Below are 19,227 nucleotides of genomic sequence, written 5' to 3' on the forward strand. Positions count from 1 at the left end.
TGGGAGCGCGCGGTGATCTACCACGTCTACCCGCGCTCGTTTATGGACTCCTCCGGCGACGGCGTCGGCGACCTGCGGGGCATCGCGCAGGGGCTCCCCTACCTCTCCTGGCTCGGGGTGGATGCCGTATGGATCTCGCCGTTCTACCCCTCCCCCATGAAGGACTTCGGCTACGACGTCTCCGACCACGGGCACGTCGATCCCGCCTTCGGCACGCTCGAAGACTTCGACGCTCTCGTCGCCGAAGCCCACCGCCTCGGCCTGAAGGTCGTCCTCGACTACGTCCCGAACCACACCTCGGACCGCCACCCCTGGTTCGAGGAGTCGCGCTCTTCCCGGGACAGCCCGAAGCGCGACTGGTACCTCTGGCGGGATCCCGACCCGGGGACCGGCGGCCCCCCGAACAACTGGCTCGCGAGCTTCGGCGGCCCGGGGTGGACCTACGACGACGCGACGGGCCAGTACTACTACCACGCCTACCTCCCCGAGCAGCCCGACCTGAACTGGCGCAACGGGGAGGTCCGCGCGGCGATGCTCGGCGTCTTGCGCTTCTGGCTGGAGCGCGGCGCGGACGGCTTCCGGGTCGACGCCCTCCGCCAGCTCTTCAAGGACGAGCTCTTCCGGGACAACCCGCCGAACCCGGACCACGACCCGGAAGGCTCCCCCTACGACGCCCTCCTGCCGGTCTTCTCGACCGACCGTCCCGAGGTTCACGAGGCCGTGCGCGGGATGCGCGCGGTGCTCGACGGGTACGGCGGGAAGCTGCTCGTCGGCGAGCTCTACCTGCCGATCGAGCGGCTCGTCGCCTACTATGGCGAGGACGGCACGGGCGTCCACCTGCCGACGAACATGCACCTCATCCCAACGCCGTGGAACGCCCGGGAGGTAGCCTCCCTCGTCGAGCGCTACGAGGCCGCCCTCCCCGAGGGCGCCTGGCCGAACTGGGTCCTGGGCAACCACGACCGCTCGCGCATCGCCAGCCGCGTCGGGGCGGCGCAGGCCCCCGTCGCGGCGATGCTCCTCCTCACGCTGCGCGGCACCCCCACGATCTACTACGGGGACGAGATCGGGATGCACGACGTCCCGATCTCCCCGGAGAAGACGCAGGACCCCTGGGAGAGGAACGTCCCCGGCAGGGGCCTCGGCCGCGACCCCGAACGCACCCCGATGCAGTGGACCGCCGGCGCGAAAGCCGGGTTCTGCCCCCCGGACGCGGAGCCCTGGCTCCCCGTCGCCGAAGACCACGACCGGACCAACGTCGCCGCCGAGCGCGACGACCCCGCCTCCATCCTGACCCTCCACCGACGCCTCCTCGCCCTCCGCCGCGCGACACCCGCCCTCGCCTCGGGCTCGTACACGCCCGTCCCCGCAACCGGCGACGCTCTCGCCTACCTCCGCGAAGCCGACGGCCGCCGCTTCCTCGTCGCCCTCAACCTGGGACACGCCCCCCACCACCAACTCGTCCCCGAAACCGGCCCGACGACGCGCGGACGCGTCATCCTCTCCACCCATCCGGACCGCGAGGGGGAGGAGACGGACGGCGAGCTACGCCTGAGGCCCGACGAAGGCTTGATCGTCGAGCTCCTCGACTAACCCTCGACCGCGCGTACAGACTCAGCGGCAGGTAGACCCACGCGACCCCCCGAACCACAACACGTAGGCCACCACGCCCGCCCGCACCCCACGGGTCGAGGTCGCGGATATGCACCAAAACGGCGCTTTTTCGCATCAACCTCTACCGCAGGTTCAGGTGAACCTTGGCGGAAGTCATGGGTAGAGCGAGGTTGACGTTGTGCTGCATCCTTGGATGTGCGAACTTCTCCCTCGGCCGCTGCTGAAGACACCAAGGGGGGAACAATGCAGCCTGGTTCGGATCTTGACCGCTTCGAGGATCGGTACGTCGAGTTTTCGGAGCGCATCGTGCTGGAGTGCGACTGCGGGGAGAAGGTCGTCCTGCTCGGCATGGAGGACGACTGGGTCGGGGGGGAGGGGCCCGTCGAGTGCGAGTGCGGCAGGGAGCTCACCCTCTCCGACCGCTCCGACGACGAGGTCGCCCGCGTGAGGCGCCTGCTCCACCGCGACAGGGCGAACACCGCCTAGGGGCGAATCTTCCCCGGACACTGCTACCCGGGTCCGAACGAAGGGCGCCCGCCGTGAACCGCCGGAGTAGGAGCTGGTTCGCGGCGGGCGCCCTTCGTTCGCGTCCGCTCCGCCCCCGGCCAGGCCGACGTCCCCCCGAGTTCCGTAACCCGGAGGAGCCATGCCGTATCGAGAGCTCCCCGAAGATGGGATGCCGGGCCCGAGTTCCCCGTGGCAAGGATGCCCGCAGCGTTGTCCCTGTCGGGCCGGGCATGTTGGTCGAAGGGGGAGACGAGGGGCCTCGTAGAAAGCCGTGTTGTCTCCGGGGGCATCGGTTATGTTTACGGGGTAGCGCACGCTCCATCCGGGGACTCCGCATGACGAACGGCAGACCTACCATTCTGGCGCAGGGGCTCGTGAAGAGCTACGGCAAGACCCGGGCGCTGGACGGCCTCGACCTGGCCGTGGAGGAGGGGACGGTCCTCGGGCTGCTGGGGCCGAACGGCGCCGGCAAGACCACCGCCGTGCGCGTCCTCACCACGCTGCTGAGGCCCGACGCCGGGTACGCGGAGGTCGCGGGCCTCGACGTGCTGAACCGGGCCGACGAGCTGCGCACGCGCATCGGGCTCACCGGCCAGTACGCCGCCCTCGACGAGAACCTCACCGGCCGGGAGAACCTGGAGATGTTCGGGCGGCTCTACCACCTGCCGAAGAGGCAGGCCCGCAAGAGGGCCGACGAGCTGCTGGAGCGCTTCGGGCTGGTGGACGCCGCCTCCCGGCTGGCGAAGACGTACTCGGGCGGGATGCGCCGCCGCCTCGACCTCGCGGCATCCCTCATCGTCTCCCCGCCGGTCCTGTTCCTCGACGAGCCGACGACGGGGTTGGATCCGCGGAGCCGCCTCGAGATGTGGGACGTCATCGAGGAGCTCGTCTCCGGCGGTACCACGCTCCTCTTGACCACGCAGTACCTCGACGAGGCCGACCGCCTGGCCGACCGTATCGCCGTCGTCGACGGCGGCCGGGTCATCGCCGAGGGCACGGCCGACGAGCTCAAGGCGCGGGTGGGCGGCGAGCGCCTCGAGGTCGTCGCCGAGGGCGGCGGGCGCGAGGCTGCGGTCCGGGTGCTGGAGCGCTACGCCCGCGGGGGCGAGAGCAACGTGCGCTCCGAAGACGGCGGGCGCAGGTTGAGCGTGACCGTCGAGGGCGGGGCGCGGCTCCTCGCCTCGGTCGTCCGCGACCTCGACGCCGCCGGGGTGGAGATAGAGGATCTGGGCCTGCACCGCCCCACCCTCGACGACGTCTTCCTCGCCCTCACCGGGCGCGGGGCCGAAGGAGACGGCGCGGCGCAGAGCCCGCCGGGTGATGGGAGAACCGGCGACGGAGAGGGGGAGAGGCCATGAGGGCTGCCGAAGAAGGCGCGCGCCGCGCGGGCTCCGGGGCGCCGCGGCGGCACGGGAGGCTCTACTGGGCCCTGGCCGATGGGCTCGTACTAGCCAAGCGCAACCTCGTGCAGATCCCGCGCATCCCCGAGCTGCTCGTCTTCGCCACGATCCAGCCGGTCATGTTCGTGCTCCTGTTCCGCTACGTCTTCGGCGGGGCCATCGACGTCGGCGGCGGCACCTCCTACGTCAACTTCCTCATGGCCGGCATCTTCGTGCAGACCGTGGCCTTCGGGTCCGTCTCGACGGGCATAGGCCTCGCCGAGGACCTCCAGAGGGGGCTCGTCGACCGGTTCCGCTCGCTGCCCATGGCGCCCTCGGCCGTCCTCACCGGCAGGACGGTCGCCGACCTGGTGCGCAACGCGTTCACCGTCGCCGTGATGCTCGCCGTGGGCCTCCTCGTCGGCTTCCGCCCCGAGGCCGGGGTCGCGGGGTGGGCGGCCGCGATCGGGCTCCTGCTGCTCCTGAGCTTCGCGTTCTCCTGGGTCGGGGCGGCGGTGGGCCTGCTCTCGCGCAGCGTGGAGGCGGCGCAGTCCGCCGGCTTCATCTGGCTCTTCCCGCTGACCTTCGCCTCGAGCGCGTTCGTGCCGACCGACGGCATGGTCGCCCCCTTACGCGTCTTCGCGAACAACCAGCCGTTCACGAAGATCGTGGACGCCGTCAGGGGCTTCCTCCTCGACCAGCCCGTCGGCTCGGACGGCTGGATCGCCCTCGCCTGGTGCGTGGGCCTGCTCGTGGTCTTCGTCCCGCTCTCCATCTCCCTCTACAGGCGCACCACGGCACGCTGACCGGACCGCCGTCCGCCCCGGCGCCCGAACGCGTCGAGACGCCCGTTGCAGAAGGGTGGCGCGCTTCGAGGGGCGGCGGAGGTCGTTCGTCCTACGCGGTCGGGGTGCTTACTTGCGCCACTCGCGCGAGGTCGCGACCTCGACCTCGGTCGGGACCTTTTTGAGGATGGCCTCTCCGGCCCGGGTCATCGCGGCGCTCGTCCTCTCGGCGACCTCGGCGGCGATCTCCTCGCGGCACTCGACGACGAACTCGTCGTGGATGCAGTTGACGAGCCGGGCGTCGAGGCTCTTCAGGTCCTCGCGCACGTAGACGAGGGCGAGCTTGGCGATGTCGGCGGAGCAGCCCTGGATCGGGTAGTTCATCGCCTCGCGCCGCATCGCGCCCTTGTCGTCGAGGGGGCCGGAATCGCCGAACTTCCGGACCCTGCCCGCGATGGTGCGCAGGGTTCGGTCGCGAACGGCCCGGCTGGCGGTCTTCTGGAGGAAGCTCCTGACCTTGGGGTAGTTGGCGAAGTACTCGTCTATAAGCTGGCGGCCCCGCTCCTCGCTCGCGCCGAGCTGCGCCGAGAGGCTCTTCGCCCCGCGCCCGTACATCAGGCCGAAGTTGATCCTCTTGGCCGCCGAGCGCTGGTCCTTGGAGACCTCGTCCATCGTCACCCCGTACATCGTCGCCGCCGTGACGCGGTGCAGGTCGTCGCCGTTTCGGAACGCCTCGACAAAGGCCGGGTCCCCCGAGACCTCCGCGAGGATGCGGAGCTCGACCTGCGAGTAGTCCGCGATGACGAGGGTGTAGCCCTCCTCGGCCACGAAGCAGCGGCGGAACTCGTCCTCGTGCGGGATCTGCTGGATGTTCGGGTTCGTGCAGGCGAGACGGCCCGTCGGCACCCGGCACTGCAGGAAGTTCGCGTGGATGCGCCCGGTCTTCCCGTCGACGAACTTCGGGTAGGTCTCCAGGTACGTCCCGAGCTTCTTCTGGAGCTCGCGGTACTCGAGGAGTAGCTTCGCGGCCGGGTGGTCTACCTTCAGGAGCGTCCAGACCTTCGTGTCCGCAAGCTCTATCCCTAGAGTACGGAAGGCGTCCGTGATCTGCTGCGGGCTGTTCAGGTTGAGCCGCGGGCCCAGGCCCTCCAGCGGCAGCATCCCCTCGGGCTCGGGGAACTGCGCGTCGAGCTCCAGGGCCTTCTCGTCCCGGCGCTTGCGGACGACCTTCTCGAGCTCCTTCCAGCGCGTCACGTCGAGCTTCACCCCGGCGAGCTCCATCTCCGCGATGGTCGCGACGGCGGCGAACTCTATCTTCGCGATGCGGAGCAGCTCCTCCTCCCTCAGCCGCTCCGCGAGCTTCTCGCGCAGCGGCAGCAGGACGGCGGCGTCGCGGGCGGCGTACTCGATCTGCGCCTCGGAGAGCTTCCCCGACCAGTCCTCCCGCCGCGCCGACTTGTCCAGCTTCCGGTCGAGCTCGCGCTCCGCTACGGCCTCCAGGGAGAAGGCCGGGCTCTGGTTCCCGCCGGCGAGAAGCTGGGCGGCGAGCATGGTGTCGAAGATGGGGGAGAGGGCGATGCCGTGCTCGTCCTTGAGGAAAGAGTAGTCGAACTTGAGGTTGTGTCCGACCTTGACCGGCCCGTCCTCGAGAGCCTCCTTCAGCGGCGAGAGGTCGCCGACCTCGAAGACGTCGATGACGTGGGTCTCGTCCGGCGTGGCAACCTGGAGGAGGCGGATGCGGCCGTCCCTGGGCGAGAGCGCCGTCGTTTCGAGGTCCACGCCCACTGCCTCGGCCCCCCTGACGGCTTCGGCGATGGGGGCGAGGTCCGCGGCGTCGGTGACGAGCTTGTGCTCGGAGAGGCTCTTTTCCATGCGCGGATTCTAGCAGGGAGCGCGGCGGGGTCCCGGACCCGGCGCCCCTATCGGCGGGATTACAGACTTCGGGCTCGGGTAGGATATAACCGCTTCGTAGGCAGGGTCTTTTCAAGCGAAAAGGATGCAAAAGGCGCCATGGGCAACTCTTTCAAGATCGGCCGGTTCGCCGGCATCGACGTCAAGGTCCACTGGACCTTCTTCTTGCTGCTGGCCTTCTTCGGGTACATCGGCTACGGGACCGCCACCAGGGCGGGCGTCAACGTCACCCTGGGGATCGCCGTCACCATCGCCGTCATCCTGGCGCTGTTCCTGTGCGTCGTGCTGCACGAGTTCGGGCACTCGCTCGTGGCGCAGCGGCTCGGCATCGACGTCACCGACATAACGCTGCTGCCCATAGGCGGCGTCGCCCGGCTCAAGACCCTCCCCGACAAGCCGGTCGACGAGATCAAGATCGCGGTGGCCGGTCCCCTCGTGAACGTGGTGCTCGCCCCGATCTTCCTCGGCCTCGCCTTCGCCTTCGGCGTGGACCTCACCTCGCCCCCGGGGCTCGCGGCGGCGCAGCAGTCCGTGGGCGGCGCCCTGTTCTACCTGGGGCTCGTCAACATAGGGCTCGTGGTCTTTAACCTCATCCCGGCCTTCCCGCTCGACGGCGGCAGGGTCTTGAGGGGGCTCCTCGCGATCCGCTTCGGGCCGGTGCGCGCCACGGACATCTCGGCCGCCATCGGCCAGTTTCTCGCCATAGCGCTCGGGTTCTTCGGCTTCGCGACGGGGAACCTCGGGTTGATCCTCATCGCCATCTTCGTCTTCTTCGGCGCCTCGGGCGAGCAGCAGATGGTCCGCCAGCGTGAGACGACGCGCGGCCTCGACGTCTCGGACGTGATGGGCACGAAGCGGCGCACGGAGACCGTCTCCCCGTACAACAACTTCGGCCAGGTCCTCGACGCGGTCATCCACGGCTACCAGGTGGACTTCCCGGTGGTCGAGGACGACGGCAGGGTCGTCGGGATGCTGACGCGCGGCGAGATCTTCCCGGCCGTCCACTCCCCCGACAAGTTCCGCGACGTGCGCGACGTGATGCGCACGGACTTCCCCACGATAGCCCCGGATGCCGACCTCTTCGAGGAGGGCACCCGCCTCCTCCAGGAGAGCGGCTTCCGCGCCATACCCGTCGTCGAGAACGGCGAGCTCGTCGGCATGCTCACCGTCGACGACATCGGCCAGGCCAACCTCCTGCGCGACCTGCGCAAGCCCCAGTACTAGGAGAGGGGCCCAGGGTGCGCGTGGTCTCACTCCTCCCGAGCGCGACGGAGCTTCTTTCCTTCGTCGGCGCCTCCGAGGAACTCGTCGGCGTGTCGCACGAGTGCGACTACCCCGCCGGCGTAGAGGCGCTCCCGAAGCTGACCCGCCCACCCATCGACCACCACGCCATGACGAGCGCCGAGATCGACGCCGCCATCGGCAGGCACCTCTCCGAGACCGGGAGCCTCTATGCCCTGGACGCGGAGCTTCTGGAGGAGCTGAAACCCGACCTCATCCTCACCCAGGGCCTCTGCGACGTCTGCGCCGTCTCCCTGGACGTCGTGCGCGAGGCCGCAACCGGGCTCTCCACGAACCCCCGCGTCCTCTCCATGAACCCGACGACGCTGGGAGAGGTCCTCGCGTGCGCGGTCGAGGTCGGCGACGCCGTGGGCAGGGGCAGCGCCGCCCGCGAGAGCGTCGCCGCCCTCGGGGAGAGGCTCGTCCGCGTGCGGGAGGCCGTCGAGGGGCTTCCACGGCCGCGCGTCGGCGCGATCGAGTGGCTCGACCCGCCGTTCTCCGCCGGCCACTGGGTCCCCGAGATGGTCCGTCTGGCCGGAGGCGAGGATCTCTTCGCCCGCGAGGGCGAACCCTCCGCGCGCCTCCGGTGGGGGGACGTCTTCGCCGCCGAACCCGAGGTGCTCGTCCTGATGCCCTGCGGCTTCGACAAGGAGCGCGCCCTCCTAGAGGCCCGTCCCCTGCCCCGCCTCGAGGGCTGGAGCGGCGTGCCCGCGGTACGCTCGGGGCGCGTGTGGGCCGTCGACGGCAACTCGTTCTTCAGCCGCCCGGCGCCGCGCCTCGTGGAGGGGGTGGAGATCCTGGCGCGCCTCCTCCACCCGGAGGCGTTCGCGGGTCCGCCCCCGGCGACGGCCGCCCGCAGGCTCGACCCTTCGCTCCCCGAAGCGGCGAGCCCGACTCCCTAGGGAGCAGGCGAGGACCTTGGGGGCCTGGGGACCGGGGATCTTCGAGAACGACGACGCGCTCGACTGGGTCTACGGGCTGGGCCAGGCTCGGGGACCGGGGCCCGTCTCGGAGGCGCTCGAAGCCGTGGTCCACGATGACGGCGGCTACCTCGACGCCTCGGACTGCGCGATGGCGCTCGCGGCGGCCGAGGTCGTCGCCGCCTCGGCGGGAAGCCCCGGTCCCGGGCTGCCGGAAGAGGCGGCGGCCTGGGTCCGCGAGCACGGCGCGACGGTCGAGAGCGGCGCCTCGGCCCTCGCGGTACGGGCCGCGAGGGCGGTCAGGGACGCGCCGGGCTCGGAGCTCAGGGAGCTGTGGGAAGAGTCGGGCGAGGCCGGGGAGTGGTACGCGGCCGTGGACGGCCTCGTCTCGCGGCTCGGGCGCTAGCCCCGGTGGCCCGAACGGGGCCCGTCCGGTCGCGCCCGTCCGGCGGGTCCGCTAGACTCTAGAACCTGTGAAGCCGATCCTGAAGGAGATAGACCGGCTGGTCTCGCGGATGGGCACGCACCCGGTCTGGGGCTACGCCCACTGCGTCAGGGTCTGCGTCCTCGCCGAGGACCTCGCCCGCGAGGAGGGACTCCGGTACGACGCCGAGGCCCTCCGCCTCGCCTCCCTGCTGCACGACATCGGGCTGTACAGGGCCTACTCCATGAGGGAGGGGACGGACCACGTCCGGCGCTCCCTGGCCGTCGCGGCGGGGATGCTCCGGGACGGGGACTACCCCCCCGACGCCTCCCGCGTCGTCCTGGACGCCATCGAGCACCATCCGCCCGGCGCCGCGCCCGGCCACCACCCCGAATCCCACCTCCTCAAGGACGCCGTCGCCCTCGACTACCTGGGCGCCACGGGCCTCGCCCGCGTCTTCGCGATGGTGGGCCTCGAAGACGACGTCCCCGACCTGCCCGCGGCCTTCCGCCACGCGCGGAGCCTCCGGCGCAGCGTCCCCGACCTCCTCCGGCTCGACGCATCCCGCGAGATCGCCCGCGAGCGCGTCGTCGAGATGGACGATTTCTTCGGCAACCTGGAGAGGGACACCGGCAACCTCAAGCTCTTGTAGCCGCCGGGCACGAGAAGACGCATCGAGCCATGGCGGCTCGAAGACAAGCGTCGCCGCCCCACCCGACTCGTAGCGGCGGACCTCGATCATCTACCCCCGCAACCGGCCCCACCGCCCGTCAGCGCTCCGCGGTTGGCTTCCCGTCCTTGCCCCCACAGCCGACGTGAACCTTCGGGGACGGGCCGAAGGAGCCCCGACGGTAGGGGACCGCCGCTCGGCTTCGAGAAGCTCTACGGCCGCCGTCGAACGAGTCCGCGGCGCCCGCCGATCACCGAAACACCGGGCCGCCGAGCATCTCGCCGACGGGCTTTTCGTCTCCTTGGAGGCTCAGGAATACGGGCCACTACTCGCCACGGCGCGTTCCTCGGCGAGCAATCCTCGGGGGGGTTATCCCTGGTCCGGTCGAACGGGGGTAGGAGGGCCGGTACCGTCGCGCGCCTTGCGGAGATCCGGAAAGCCGGGTAAATGTAACGTAAGGAGCAACGACCAGAGATTGCCGGAAGAGATGAGGGCAGGAGAAGTAGGCGTGGCGCCGGTTCATGGGGAGGACGTTGCTCGGTGGCGCACGATGGGGGGACGGAAGGAGCGTAATGACGCTTGAGACGACACCCGCGATGGAATCGTTGAAGGCTCGCCTCAAAGCCACCTGGATGGCCGGAGACTACGGGCACTTCGCCAGGTACCTGGAGCCGAGCGCGCTGGAGTTTCTGGCGCGGATCCCCCTCCAGGCCGGGACGCGAGTGCTCGACGTGGCCTGCGGGGCGGGCCAGATCTCCATCCCCGCCGCGCGCGCCGGAGCCGTGGTGACGGGCGTCGACATCGCCACGAACTCGATCGAGCAGGCGCGCGCCCGGGCCCGAGACGAGGGCCTGGACGCCCGATTCGACGAAGGCGACGCCGAGATGCTGACCTACGAGGACGCCTCCTTCGACCTGGTGGTGAGCCTCTTCGGGGCGATGTTCGCGCCCCGACCCGAGCGGGTGGCCGCCGAGCTGGTCCGCGTCTGCCGGCCTGGCGGGCGGATCGTCATGGGCAACTGGACCCCCGAGGGCTTCGTCGGACAGATGTTCAAGGTCATCGGCAAGCACGTGCCGCCCCCGCCCCTGATGCCCTCGCCGATGCTGTGGGGCGACGAAGCGACCGTCCGCGAGCGGCTGCGCGACGGGGTAGCGGAGCTACGCCTGACCAGACGGCAGTACCCGTTCTACTATCCCTTCCCCCCATCCGAGGTGGTGGAGCACTTCCGCACCTACTACGGCCCCATGAATCGGGCCTTTACCGCGCTCGACGACGCAGGGCAGACCGCTCTCCGCCGCGACCTCGAGGGCCTGTGGACCGAGCACAACCTCGCCACCGACGGCACCACCCGCATGGACTCCGAATACCTCGAGGTCGTCGCGACCCGAACATAGCCGATCCTCCCCTGCGGGGAGACGAGGACCCGGGCGAGGGCGTAGACGGGGCCGCTCCTGCGGCCCCATAGGCCCGCCACCACCGAGGGAACCCGGTAAGCCGCCTGCAGCCACCCCGTCTTCGTCTGTCCAATGAGCTAGCTACGGCACGACGCTCGTGGCCGCACCATGTCCCATCACCGGGGCTACCGCGTAGCCTGTCAGAACGAACAGGCACCTAGAAGGCATCCCCGGCACTCGTGACACGCGAACGGTACTCGTAGCGGCTGGTCGGGCCATGGCGGCGTCCTCCTGGCGTAGTCCTCGAGCATCGAGGGCTTCAGTCTCCCGCACTCGCCAAGGGGCTCCGAGCCCGAAGAGTCGCCGTTGGAGGTTCGGCCCTTGCTGCGGAGAAGCCTAGGCGTGCGTCAGCACGCGGTCTATGAGCGTGAGCAGGTCTTCGAGGTGGACGGACCTCTTGCCGTAGCTCCGGCCGTCGACGCGGATCTCGTCCTCCGGAGGCTCGGCGTATGGATAGTACTCCACCCAGGAGGTCTCGAAGGGACGGCCGCCGTTCCCGTCGACGATGTCGGGCTGGCTGCACAGGACCACGTCGGGCCTGAGCCGGTCTACCTGTTCGGTGAGCTCGACCGCCTCCACCACGTGAACCCTCAGGTCGGGCCTGAGCTCGCCGATCACCTGACCGATGGTGTGGGAGTAGGAACGCGGTCGTAGGGAGATCAGCACCACGGGGAACTCGTCCGTCCCGCCGTCGATAGCACCTCCGATTATGCTGGCTATCACGTCGTTCTCCCGTCTCCGACCGCCTCTAGCGGTCCCCTTCGCGTCCGTACGTCTCCTGGTCCGACAACGATACCCCCGCCGTACCCGCCGCGGCCTCACCAGATGTGCGTATCTTTGTGCAGCCGATTTGGGCTAGGAGGCGAGTAGGGGTGCCCGGGAGCGTACCGGGCTCGCCGAGCGGGGGCCTTCACGCGGCGCCCATCCGCCCCCTGCCGCAAGCGGTCCCGACCTCCGGGCGAACCCGGCCGCCGCGAGCGCACCGGCTGGTTCCGCAGTCGCTGCCTCTTCGCCTCCCGCTCGTCATCGGTCGCCAGGCACCGTCTTGTTCTCTATAAGACAAACCGAAGGCGCAAAACGATACGCCGCGCGGAGCCGGGAGGTGCTTCTGGGGTGGGCGGAGCCGGCGGGGAGGCGTCGGACCAACGCGACGGCGGCTTCTCGTCTCCCCTCGTCCGTGTTCTCCGAGGTCCGTTCCCCCGGTCCCTGCGCTGCCGTCGCTCCTCGGGCTTTGCGGGCGGGCCCGGCAGGGTTGCTGCACACGTTGCAGCAGGGTATGTTGAACAGATAAGGGCGGCTATTCGCGGAGAAGTACGACCGTGTCCCCGGACCGGGTAGGGAGCAGGAGCTTGGCGTTGGACCGGCATTCGAAGCACCCGCCCCACGGTGGCGGAGCGTGGCTTGCGCGTTACGGCAGCGCGATCTTGGCCGTCGTCCTCGCGCTGCTGCTGCAGTTGCTGCTGGTCCCCCTGTTCGGGTCCGGGCCGAACGCGAGCCCCTTCATGATGTTCTTCGCCGCCGTGATGGTCGCGGCTTACCTGGGCGGCCTGGGTCCGGGGCTCGTGGCCACCGCCCTCTCCGCCCTGCTCAGCAGTTACTTTCTCCTCTCCCCGCAGTACTCTCTCCAGCTTATCGGGTTCGGTCAGGGCTTGCGCCTCCTGGTGTTCGTGCTGGAGGGGGCGGTCATCAGCCTGCTGGTCGAGGCCATGCACTCCGCGGGGCGGCGCCTGCACGAGAGCGAAGAGCGCTACCGCTCGCTGGTGGAGAGCGCCGAGGACTACGCGATCCTCATGCTCGACCCCGAAGGGCGCGTCGCCAACTGGAACGCTGGGGCCGAGCGCCTCTTCGGCTACCGGGAGGACGAGATCCTGGGGGAGCCCGGCTCGCTCCTCTTCGTGCCCGAGGACGTCCGGAGGGGCGCGCCCGAGGCGGAGCTGATGCGGGCGGAGGTCGAGGGTCGCGCCGAGGACGAGCGCTGGCACCTGCGCAAGGACGGCTCGCGCTTCTGGGCCAGCGGGTTCGTCAGGCCGATGTACGACGGGGAGGGGAGGCTGCGCGGCTTCTCCAAGGTCGCCCGCGACATGACCGAGCACAAGGAGGCGAACGAGCGGGCCAGGTTCCTTGCAGACCTCAACCACGCGCTGCAGCCGCTCACGGACCCGGACGAGCTGACGGCCACCGCCGCCCGGATGCTCGGCGAGCACCTCGACGCCGACCGCTGCGCCTACGCCGAGGTGGAGGCGGACGAGGACCACTTTCGCATCACCGGAGACTACGCCCGGGGCATGCCCGGCATCGCCGGGCGGTTCGCCATGTCCGCCTTCGGCACCGAGGCGCTGCGCCTGATGCGGGAGAACGAGCCGTACGTCGTCCGCGACGCCGAGGCGGACGAGCGCGTCTCCGCCGGGGATCTGGAGGCGTACCGGCAGACGAGCATCCGGGCCGTCGTGAGCGTGCCGCTGCACAAGGCCGGGCGGTTCGTGGCGGGGATGGCCGTCCACCAGGCGACGCCGCGGCGCTGGTCGGACGAGGAGGTCGAGCTCGTGAGGACCGTGGCCGAGCGGTGCTGGGAGTCCATAGAGCGGGCGCGGGCGGTCAGGGACCTGCGCGGGAGCGAGGAGCGGTTCCGTACGCTGGCGGACAACATCTCGCAGCTCGCGTGGATGGCCGACGAGAAGGGTTGGATCTTCTGGTACAACAAGCGGTGGTTCGAGTACACCGGCACGACCCTCGAGGAGATGCAGGGCTGGGGCTGGAGGGAGGTCCACCACCCCGACCACGTCGAGCGCGTGACCGAGCGCGTCCAGCGGTCGTGGGATTCCGGCGAGCCCTGGGAGGACACCTTTCCCCTGCGCGGCAAGGACGGCGCCTACCGCTGGTTTCTCTCCCGCGCCAGGCCCATCCGCGACGAGGACGGCGGGATCGTGCGCTGGTTCGGGACCAACACCGACGTGACCGAGCAGCGCGAGGCCGAGGAGGCGCTCAGGCAGAGCGAGGAGCGCTACCGGGCGGTCATCGAGCAGTCCGCCGAGGGCATCTACCTCGTCGACGCCGATACCTTGATCATCCTGGAGGCCAACCCCGCCTTCCGGGGGCTGCTGGGCTACGACGCGCCCGAGGAGCTCGTGGGGAGGGACGTCCACGAGCTTATAGCGCTCCCCAGGGAGGAGGTGGACGAGGCCGTGCGGCTCACCCTCGGGCGGGGCGCCGCGTGGTCGGCGAGCGCCGGTACCGGCGCAAGGACGGGACGCTGGTGGAGGTGGAGGTGGGCGCGAGCGTGGTCTCCTACGGCGGCAGGCGGGTCATCTGCGCCGTGGTGCGCGACATGACCGAGCGCAGGCGCGCCGAGGACGCCCTGCGGGAGGTCAGACGGCCGAGCGCGCCCGGATGGCGCGCGACCTGCACGACGGCCCCCTCCAGGACCTCTCCTACGCCGCGCAGGCGATGGAGATCCTGCGCCTCGTGCCCCCGAGGAGGCGCCGGCGGGCCTCCTCGACGGCGCCCTGGACGCGATGCGCAGGTCTTCGAGGGAGGTGCGAGCGGCCGTCAACGACCTCAGGCGCGAGGAGCGCGAGCGGCCGTTGCCGGAGATGGCCTCGGCCCTCGTGGAGAGGGTCCGGGCCATGGCCCCCGACCAGGACGTGCGGCTCGCCGTCGGGGAAGGGTTCCCGGAGGTCCCCCTCGGGAGACGGGGGGAGGAGATCCTGTCCGTGATCCAGGAGGCCATGACCAACGCCCGGCGCCACTCCGGGGCCCGCAACGTCCGGGTGAACCTCGACGCCGGGACCGAGGAGCTGGTGGTCGAGGTCTCCGACGACGGGCGCGGCTTCGGGGCCGGGGCCGCGCCCGGGGTGGGGCTCTCGAGCATGCGCGAGAGGGCCGCGGCCCTGGGCGGCAGGCTGGAGGTGGAGAGCGCGGCGGGGAGTGGCACCACGGTGCGGCTCACGGTCCCGAGGTCCGGCCCCTCGCGGGAGACGGCGGAGGACGGAGCGGTCCGGCCGGCGCCGGCCGGACCCCGACAGAACGGAGGACGAGCGTGACCGGGGAGAAGAGCGCCGACGAGCCCGTCCGCCTCCTGCTCGTGGAGGACCACGCCGCCTTCCGCCAGGCCCTCGCGTTCGTCCTGAGCCGCCAGCCGTGCTTCGAGGTGGTCGCGCAGGCCGGGACGCTCGACGGGGCGCGCGCCGCCATCGGACGGGGGATCGACGTGGCGCTGGTGGACCTGATGCTGCCGGACGGCAACGGGGCCGACCTGATCGCCGAGCTGCGCGAGACCAACCCCTCGGTAAGGGTGCTGGTCCTGAGCGCGAGCCTCGGGGAGGAGAACCTCTCGCGGGCCCGCGAGGCGGGCGCCGACGGCGTCCTCGACAAGACCGTCTCGCCCGGGGAGATCGCCGAGACGGTGCGGCGCCTGAGGTCCGGCTAGCAGCCCCCGAGCTCGCGCCCGGCGCGGACCGCCTCCTCCACCTCGTCGATGGCGGCCAGCAGGTCCTCGAGACCGGGGTTCTCCGACGCCTCCCGCCTCCCGTCGACGCAGAGCTCCGAGGGGTCGTCGGGCTCGGCCGCGAGGGTGTACCACGCGGGCCTACCCCCCGGGTCCACGGTGTTGGGCCGGCTCGACACCACGAGGTGGGGGTTCGAGCGCCCTACCTCGGAGCCGAGCGTCGGGAGGCCCACGGCCGTCACCGCCACCTGCGGGCGGAGCGCGCGGACGGCGGCGACCAGGGCGTCCCTGTAGGCGAGGTGGCTCTCCTCGTAGGAGATCAGGACGCGGACGCCGCTCCCCTCCCCCCGCGCCTCGCGCCCGAGCCCCCTCACCGCGGCGAGGATCTCCTCGAAGCCGACCTCCTTGGAGAGCACCTCGTCGGCGCCCGCCTCCAGCAGCTTCTCCCGGTCTTCGCGGTCCAGGGCGTGGGAGAGCACGAGCACCGGTATCGACGGGTCGGCGTCGTGCAGCTCCTGGACCAGAGCTACCCCGTACTCGTCGAACAGCGGCACGTCTACCACGGCGGCGTCGATGCCGCCTTCGGCCATCCTCCTCCGGCCCTCGGCCACGGAGTCGGTCTGCGCCACGACCTCCAGATCCGGCTCCCGGCCCATCAGGAAGGAAGCGGTCTGGCGGAACGCGCGATGGACCTCAGCGAACAGGATGCGTACGATTCCGGCACCCCCATCTCGTCGTCCTGGCCCATATCTCTACCAAAGCTGCGCCGACGGTACACCTCGCGAACCGGTCACGCCCCGAGACCGAAGGATTCCCTCACGCGGGACGAAGCCCGAGCTACGAGGCCGTCCAGAGCAGGTAGGCCCCGAAGCCGATGCTCCCGAGACCGATAACCGTCATCCTGACGCCGACGACGACGTGGACGCCGCGCTCCGACAAGGGGCCGATGCCGCCCCGCCGTCCCCGGCCGCCCCGGAGGAGGGCGTAGAGCCCGAACGTCAGCGCGACGAGGCCGACAACCACGAGGAAGAGGCCCGCGGCGAGGCCGGTCGACACGCGGCCCTAGCCCTTCCGGCCGCCCATCCGGGCGAGGAGGTTGCGGAAGCGCGGGTTGTTGCGTAGAGGGGCGAACTCCATGGCCTTCTCGAAGTGCTCGGCGTCCTGCTCTCCGGCGGCGACGGCCTTCTCGATAAGGTCGAGCGAGGCCGAGAAGTCGCCGCGCCGGGCCCGGATGCTCGCCAGCGCCGAGAGCGCCGGGGAGTACTCGGGGTCTGCGGTGACCGCCCGCACGAGGAGCTCCTCGGCGGTTTCGAGGTCGTCGGTGGCGTAGTAGAGGCTCGCGTAGGAGTAGAGGGCGCGCGGGTTGTTCGGGTCGCCCTTGAGGGCCTCCATGAGGTGCTCCTCCGCCGATCCGACCTCGCCGCGGCGCTCGCGGTAGAGGCCGAGCTCCAGGTGGGCGTTCGGGTCGTCGGGGTCGAGGGCGAGGACGCTCCGGTAGGCCTCGGCGGAGCCCTCCTCGTCCCCGAGGGCCAGCCGTACCTCGCCCAAAGTGTAGAGGTGGCGGATCTCGTCGCGGCCCAGGGCCACGGCCTCCTCGGCCAGGGCGAGGGCCTCGTCGAGGTTCTTTTCCTCGGCGAGGAGGTGGGCGGCGAGCTCGTCCCGGATCTCGGGGGAGCCGGGGCAGTACTCCAGGCCGCGCCGGAAGGCGGCCTCGGCCTCCTCCATGCGGTTGTTGCGGGCGTGGCAGATGCCGAGGTTCGCGTGGGCCTCCCACCAGTCGGGGGTCTCCTCGATGACCTCCTCGTACGCCTCGACGGCCTCCGGGTAGCGGCCGAGCATGTCCAGGGAGTTGGCCCGGAAGGTGCGCGCCCCGCTCTTCTGCTGCCCGTCGCCCGACGCCCCGTCCGCGATCTCGATGGCCTTCTCGAAGAAGTCCAGCGCCTGGGCGTAGTCCGAGGCGTCGAAGGCGGTGAGCCCGGCGTTGATGAGCATGTCCGCGTCGTCGGGGTGCGACCTCGTCCACCTCTCAAAGGTCGCGCGCGCGAGGTCCGTCTCGCCCATGAGGCCGTAGTAGCGCCCGAGCTCGACGAAGGCGTCCGGGTACTCGGGGTCGAGCGAGGTGGCCCTCTCGAGGTGGTGGACCACCTTGAACGGCTCGTCGTCGCGCATCCCGAGGGCCGCGAGCCCCATCCTGGGGGCCACCCAGTCCGGGTCCTGCTCCAGGGCGCTCAGAAAGTTCGCCTCGGCCTCCTCGGTGCGGTCGAGGCCGAGGAGGGCCCGGCCTATGGCCTCCATCGCCTCCGGGTTCTCGGGCTCCAGCGCCAGGGCCGCCTGAAAGCGCGCCAGCGCGTCTTGCAAAAGCCCCTCGCCGGCGAGGGTCTCGCCCTGTTCCAAAAGCTCCTCGAACTCCTCCACGGGAGCAATTAAACCAGATGAACCGCCCGGTTTTGGTGATAACTCCCCCTCGCCCGGGTCCCGGCCCGCGCGCCGTTCTCCCGTATAATCGGCGGCCGGAGGACCGGACCGGAAGAGAGGCGACGTTTTGAAGAACCCCCCCGTGGTCGAGACGATCCAGATCCGCTACCAGGACCTCGACCCCTACGGGCACGTGAACAACGCCGTGCACATGAGCTTCTTCGAGACGGTGCGCATGGCGTACCTCGCGGCGCTCGCCGAGAAGCTCGGGGTCGGACCTCTGGAGGCCGGGGACCTACCGGGGGTGCGCTACGTGATCGCCGAGGCGACCGTGAGGTACAGGGCCCCGATCTTTATCGGCGAGGGGCTCTCTGGCGCCGCGAGCGTCCGCACGGTCGGGAACCGCTCGTTCGTTATGGACTACGAGCTGCGAGGCGGCGAGAGCTTCGAGGAGGGCCGCGTCGTCGCCGAGGGGACGAGCGCCCAGGTCTTCTACGACATCGACTCCGGCGAGGTCCGCCCCCGCCCCGACTGGTTCCTCCCGACCGTCGCCGCCCTGGAGAACCGCCCGGAAGAGTCCTTCGCCCCGGAAGGACGCTAGGGAGCCGTGGAACGCAGGAGGCTCGGGGAGGGCGGGATCGAGGTCTCCGCGGTCGGGCTCGGGACCTGGCGGGTCCTCGACGTCCGGGGGCCGGCGGAGGCGGACCGCCACGAGGTGGTCGGGGAGGCGCTGGGGGCCGGCGTGACGCTCTTCGACTCCTCCCCGATGTACGGGGAGGCCGAGCGGGTCCTCGGCGACGCCCTGCGGGAGCACGGCCGGGACCGGGCGACGGTCGCCACGAAGGTCTGGACGCCGGACGACGGGGAGGCGGAGCGCCAGATCGAACGCGCCCTCGGCTTCTTCGGGGGCCGCGTCGAGCTCTACCAGGTCCACAACCTCGTCGCCACGAAGAAACGGCTGGAGCTGCTCGAGCGCCTGAAGGGGGAGGGCAGGGTCCGCTCGATAGGCGCCACCCACTACTCCCGCTCCGCCTTCCCTGAGCTTATGGACGTGATGCGCACCGGGCGCGTGGACTTCGTGCAGGTCCCCTACAACGCCGACGACGTCGCCGTCGCCGACGGGGTCCTGCCGCTCGCCGAGGAGTTGGGCCTCGGCGTGATCGTCATGGTCCCCCTGGGCTCCGGCCGCCTCGTCCGGAACGCGCCTTCGGAGGAGGACCTCCGCCCCCTGCAGGAGTTCGGCGTCGAGACCTGGGCGCAGGCCCTCCTCAAGTTCGTCCTCTCGGACCCTCGAGTCACCTCGGCCATCCCCGCCACTAGCTCTCCCCGGCGCGCTCGGGAGAACGCCCGCGCGGGCGAGCCGCCCTTCTTCGGCGAGGAGGAGCGGGAGTACGTCAGGCGCCTGGCCCGGAAGGGCTGAGAC

At 70.7% G+C, this 19,227-nt stretch carries 18 protein-coding genes and 1 pseudogene; 14 read left to right on the forward strand and 5 right to left on the reverse strand.

What is annotated here, in order from left to right; translation table 11 throughout:
* Positions 1–42: 42 nt before the first annotated feature.
* The 4 genes from GBA65_RS02995 (at position 43) to GBA65_RS03010 (ending at position 4,306) form a co-directional block, all read left to right on the forward strand.
* Positions 43–1,593: an alpha-amylase family glycosyl hydrolase gene (locus GBA65_RS02995; RefSeq protein WP_166398310.1), complete on the forward strand. Its 1,551-nt coding sequence runs from the start codon at positions 43–45 to the stop codon at positions 1,591–1,593.
* Between the two features lie 264 nt (positions 1,594–1,857).
* Positions 1,858–2,100: a hypothetical protein gene (locus GBA65_RS03000; protein ID WP_166395308.1), complete on the forward strand. Its 243-nt coding sequence runs from the start codon at positions 1,858–1,860 to the stop codon at positions 2,098–2,100.
* Between the two features lie 356 nt (positions 2,101–2,456).
* Entirely contained in the window at positions 2,457–3,479 is a 1,023-nt protein-coding gene (locus GBA65_RS03005) for an ATP-binding cassette domain-containing protein (RefSeq protein WP_166395309.1), read from the forward strand.
* Positions 3,476–4,306, forward strand: a complete 831-nt coding sequence (locus GBA65_RS03010) for an ABC transporter permease (RefSeq protein ID WP_166395310.1) — start codon at positions 3,476–3,478, stop codon at positions 4,304–4,306. Before GBA65_RS03005 ends, GBA65_RS03010 begins: the two co-directional genes overlap by 4 nt.
* Positions 4,307–4,414: 108 nt before the next feature.
* Here the strand turns inward: GBA65_RS03010 and GBA65_RS03015 are convergent, their stop codons facing one another.
* Positions 4,415–6,157, reverse strand: coding sequence for a bifunctional 3'-5' exonuclease/DNA polymerase (locus GBA65_RS03015; RefSeq protein WP_166395311.1), 1,743 nt, complete (start codon positions 6,155–6,157; stop codon positions 4,415–4,417).
* Positions 6,158–6,295: 138 nt separating this feature from the next.
* Here GBA65_RS03015 and GBA65_RS03020 point away from each other — a divergent pair, with 138 nt between their 5' ends.
* From GBA65_RS03020 to GBA65_RS03040, 5 genes are all read left to right on the forward strand, one after another.
* On the forward strand, positions 6,296–7,420 hold the full coding sequence (locus GBA65_RS03020) for a site-2 protease family protein (RefSeq protein WP_166395312.1): 1,125 nt from the start codon (positions 6,296–6,298) through the stop codon (positions 7,418–7,420).
* 14 nt (positions 7,421–7,434) lie between these two features.
* The gene (locus GBA65_RS03025) at positions 7,435–8,379 is read left to right on the forward strand and encodes a cobalamin-binding protein (RefSeq protein WP_166395313.1); all 945 of its coding nucleotides are present in this window, start codon (positions 7,435–7,437) and stop codon (positions 8,377–8,379) included.
* Positions 8,380–8,395: 16 nt separating this feature from the next.
* Entirely contained in the window at positions 8,396–8,803 is a 408-nt protein-coding gene (locus GBA65_RS03030) for a DUF4259 domain-containing protein (RefSeq protein WP_166395314.1), read from the forward strand.
* A gap of 67 nt (positions 8,804–8,870) precedes the next feature.
* Positions 8,871–9,473 (forward strand): HD domain-containing protein, encoded by a 603-nt coding sequence (locus tag GBA65_RS03035; protein ID WP_166395315.1) that lies wholly within the window; start codon positions 8,871–8,873, stop codon positions 9,471–9,473.
* A gap of 590 nt (positions 9,474–10,063) precedes the next feature.
* Complete coding sequence (locus GBA65_RS03040) at positions 10,064–10,885, forward strand: class I SAM-dependent methyltransferase (RefSeq protein WP_166395316.1); 822 nt, start codon at positions 10,064–10,066, stop codon at positions 10,883–10,885.
* Positions 10,886–11,281: 396 nt separating this feature from the next.
* Here GBA65_RS03040 and GBA65_RS03045 read toward each other — a convergent pair whose 3' ends face one another.
* Positions 11,282–11,668, reverse strand: coding sequence for a hypothetical protein (locus tag GBA65_RS03045; RefSeq protein ID WP_166395317.1), 387 nt, complete (start codon positions 11,666–11,668; stop codon positions 11,282–11,284).
* Positions 11,669–12,264: 596 nt separating this feature from the next.
* Here GBA65_RS03045 and GBA65_RS03050 point away from each other — a divergent pair.
* The 3 genes and pseudogenes from GBA65_RS03050 to GBA65_RS03065 form a co-directional block, all read left to right on the forward strand.
* A pseudogene (locus GBA65_RS03050) lies at positions 12,265–14,088 on the forward strand (PAS domain S-box protein); the annotation flags it as partial.
* A gap of 369 nt (positions 14,089–14,457) precedes the next feature.
* Positions 14,458–14,985, forward strand: coding sequence for a sensor histidine kinase (locus GBA65_RS23935; RefSeq protein WP_228281641.1), 528 nt, complete (start codon positions 14,458–14,460; stop codon positions 14,983–14,985).
* Positions 14,982–15,371, forward strand: a complete 390-nt coding sequence (locus tag GBA65_RS03065) for a response regulator (RefSeq protein WP_166398311.1) — start codon at positions 14,982–14,984, stop codon at positions 15,369–15,371. Before GBA65_RS23935 ends, GBA65_RS03065 begins: the two co-directional genes overlap by 4 nt.
* Here GBA65_RS03065 and GBA65_RS22715 read toward each other — a convergent pair.
* From GBA65_RS22715 to GBA65_RS03080, 3 genes are all read right to left on the reverse strand, one after another.
* Positions 15,368–16,045, reverse strand: a complete 678-nt coding sequence (locus GBA65_RS22715) for a response regulator (protein WP_407691035.1) — start codon at positions 16,043–16,045, stop codon at positions 15,368–15,370. The two genes, GBA65_RS03065 and GBA65_RS22715, sit on opposite strands and share 4 nt — an antisense overlap.
* 181 nt (positions 16,046–16,226) lie before the next feature.
* Complete coding sequence (locus GBA65_RS03075; RefSeq protein ID WP_166395321.1) at positions 16,227–16,445, reverse strand: hypothetical protein; 219 nt, start codon at positions 16,443–16,445, stop codon at positions 16,227–16,229.
* Between the two features lie 6 nt (positions 16,446–16,451).
* Complete coding sequence (locus tag GBA65_RS03080; protein WP_166395322.1) at positions 16,452–17,783, reverse strand: tetratricopeptide repeat protein; 1,332 nt, start codon at positions 17,781–17,783, stop codon at positions 16,452–16,454.
* Between the two features lie 148 nt (positions 17,784–17,931).
* Between GBA65_RS03080 and GBA65_RS03085 the strand changes: the two genes are divergently transcribed.
* Positions 17,932–18,405, forward strand: coding sequence for an acyl-CoA thioesterase (locus GBA65_RS03085; protein ID WP_166395323.1), 474 nt, complete (start codon positions 17,932–17,934; stop codon positions 18,403–18,405).
* Positions 18,406–18,411: 6 nt separating this feature from the next.
* Positions 18,412–19,224, forward strand: a complete 813-nt coding sequence (locus tag GBA65_RS03090) for an aldo/keto reductase (RefSeq protein WP_166395324.1) — start codon at positions 18,412–18,414, stop codon at positions 19,222–19,224.
* Positions 19,225–19,227: the final 3 nt, after the last annotated feature.

Source organism: Rubrobacter marinus (assembly GCF_011492965.1).
Classification (GTDB): Bacteria; Actinomycetota; Rubrobacteria; order Rubrobacterales; family Rubrobacteraceae; genus Rubrobacter_F; species Rubrobacter_F marinus.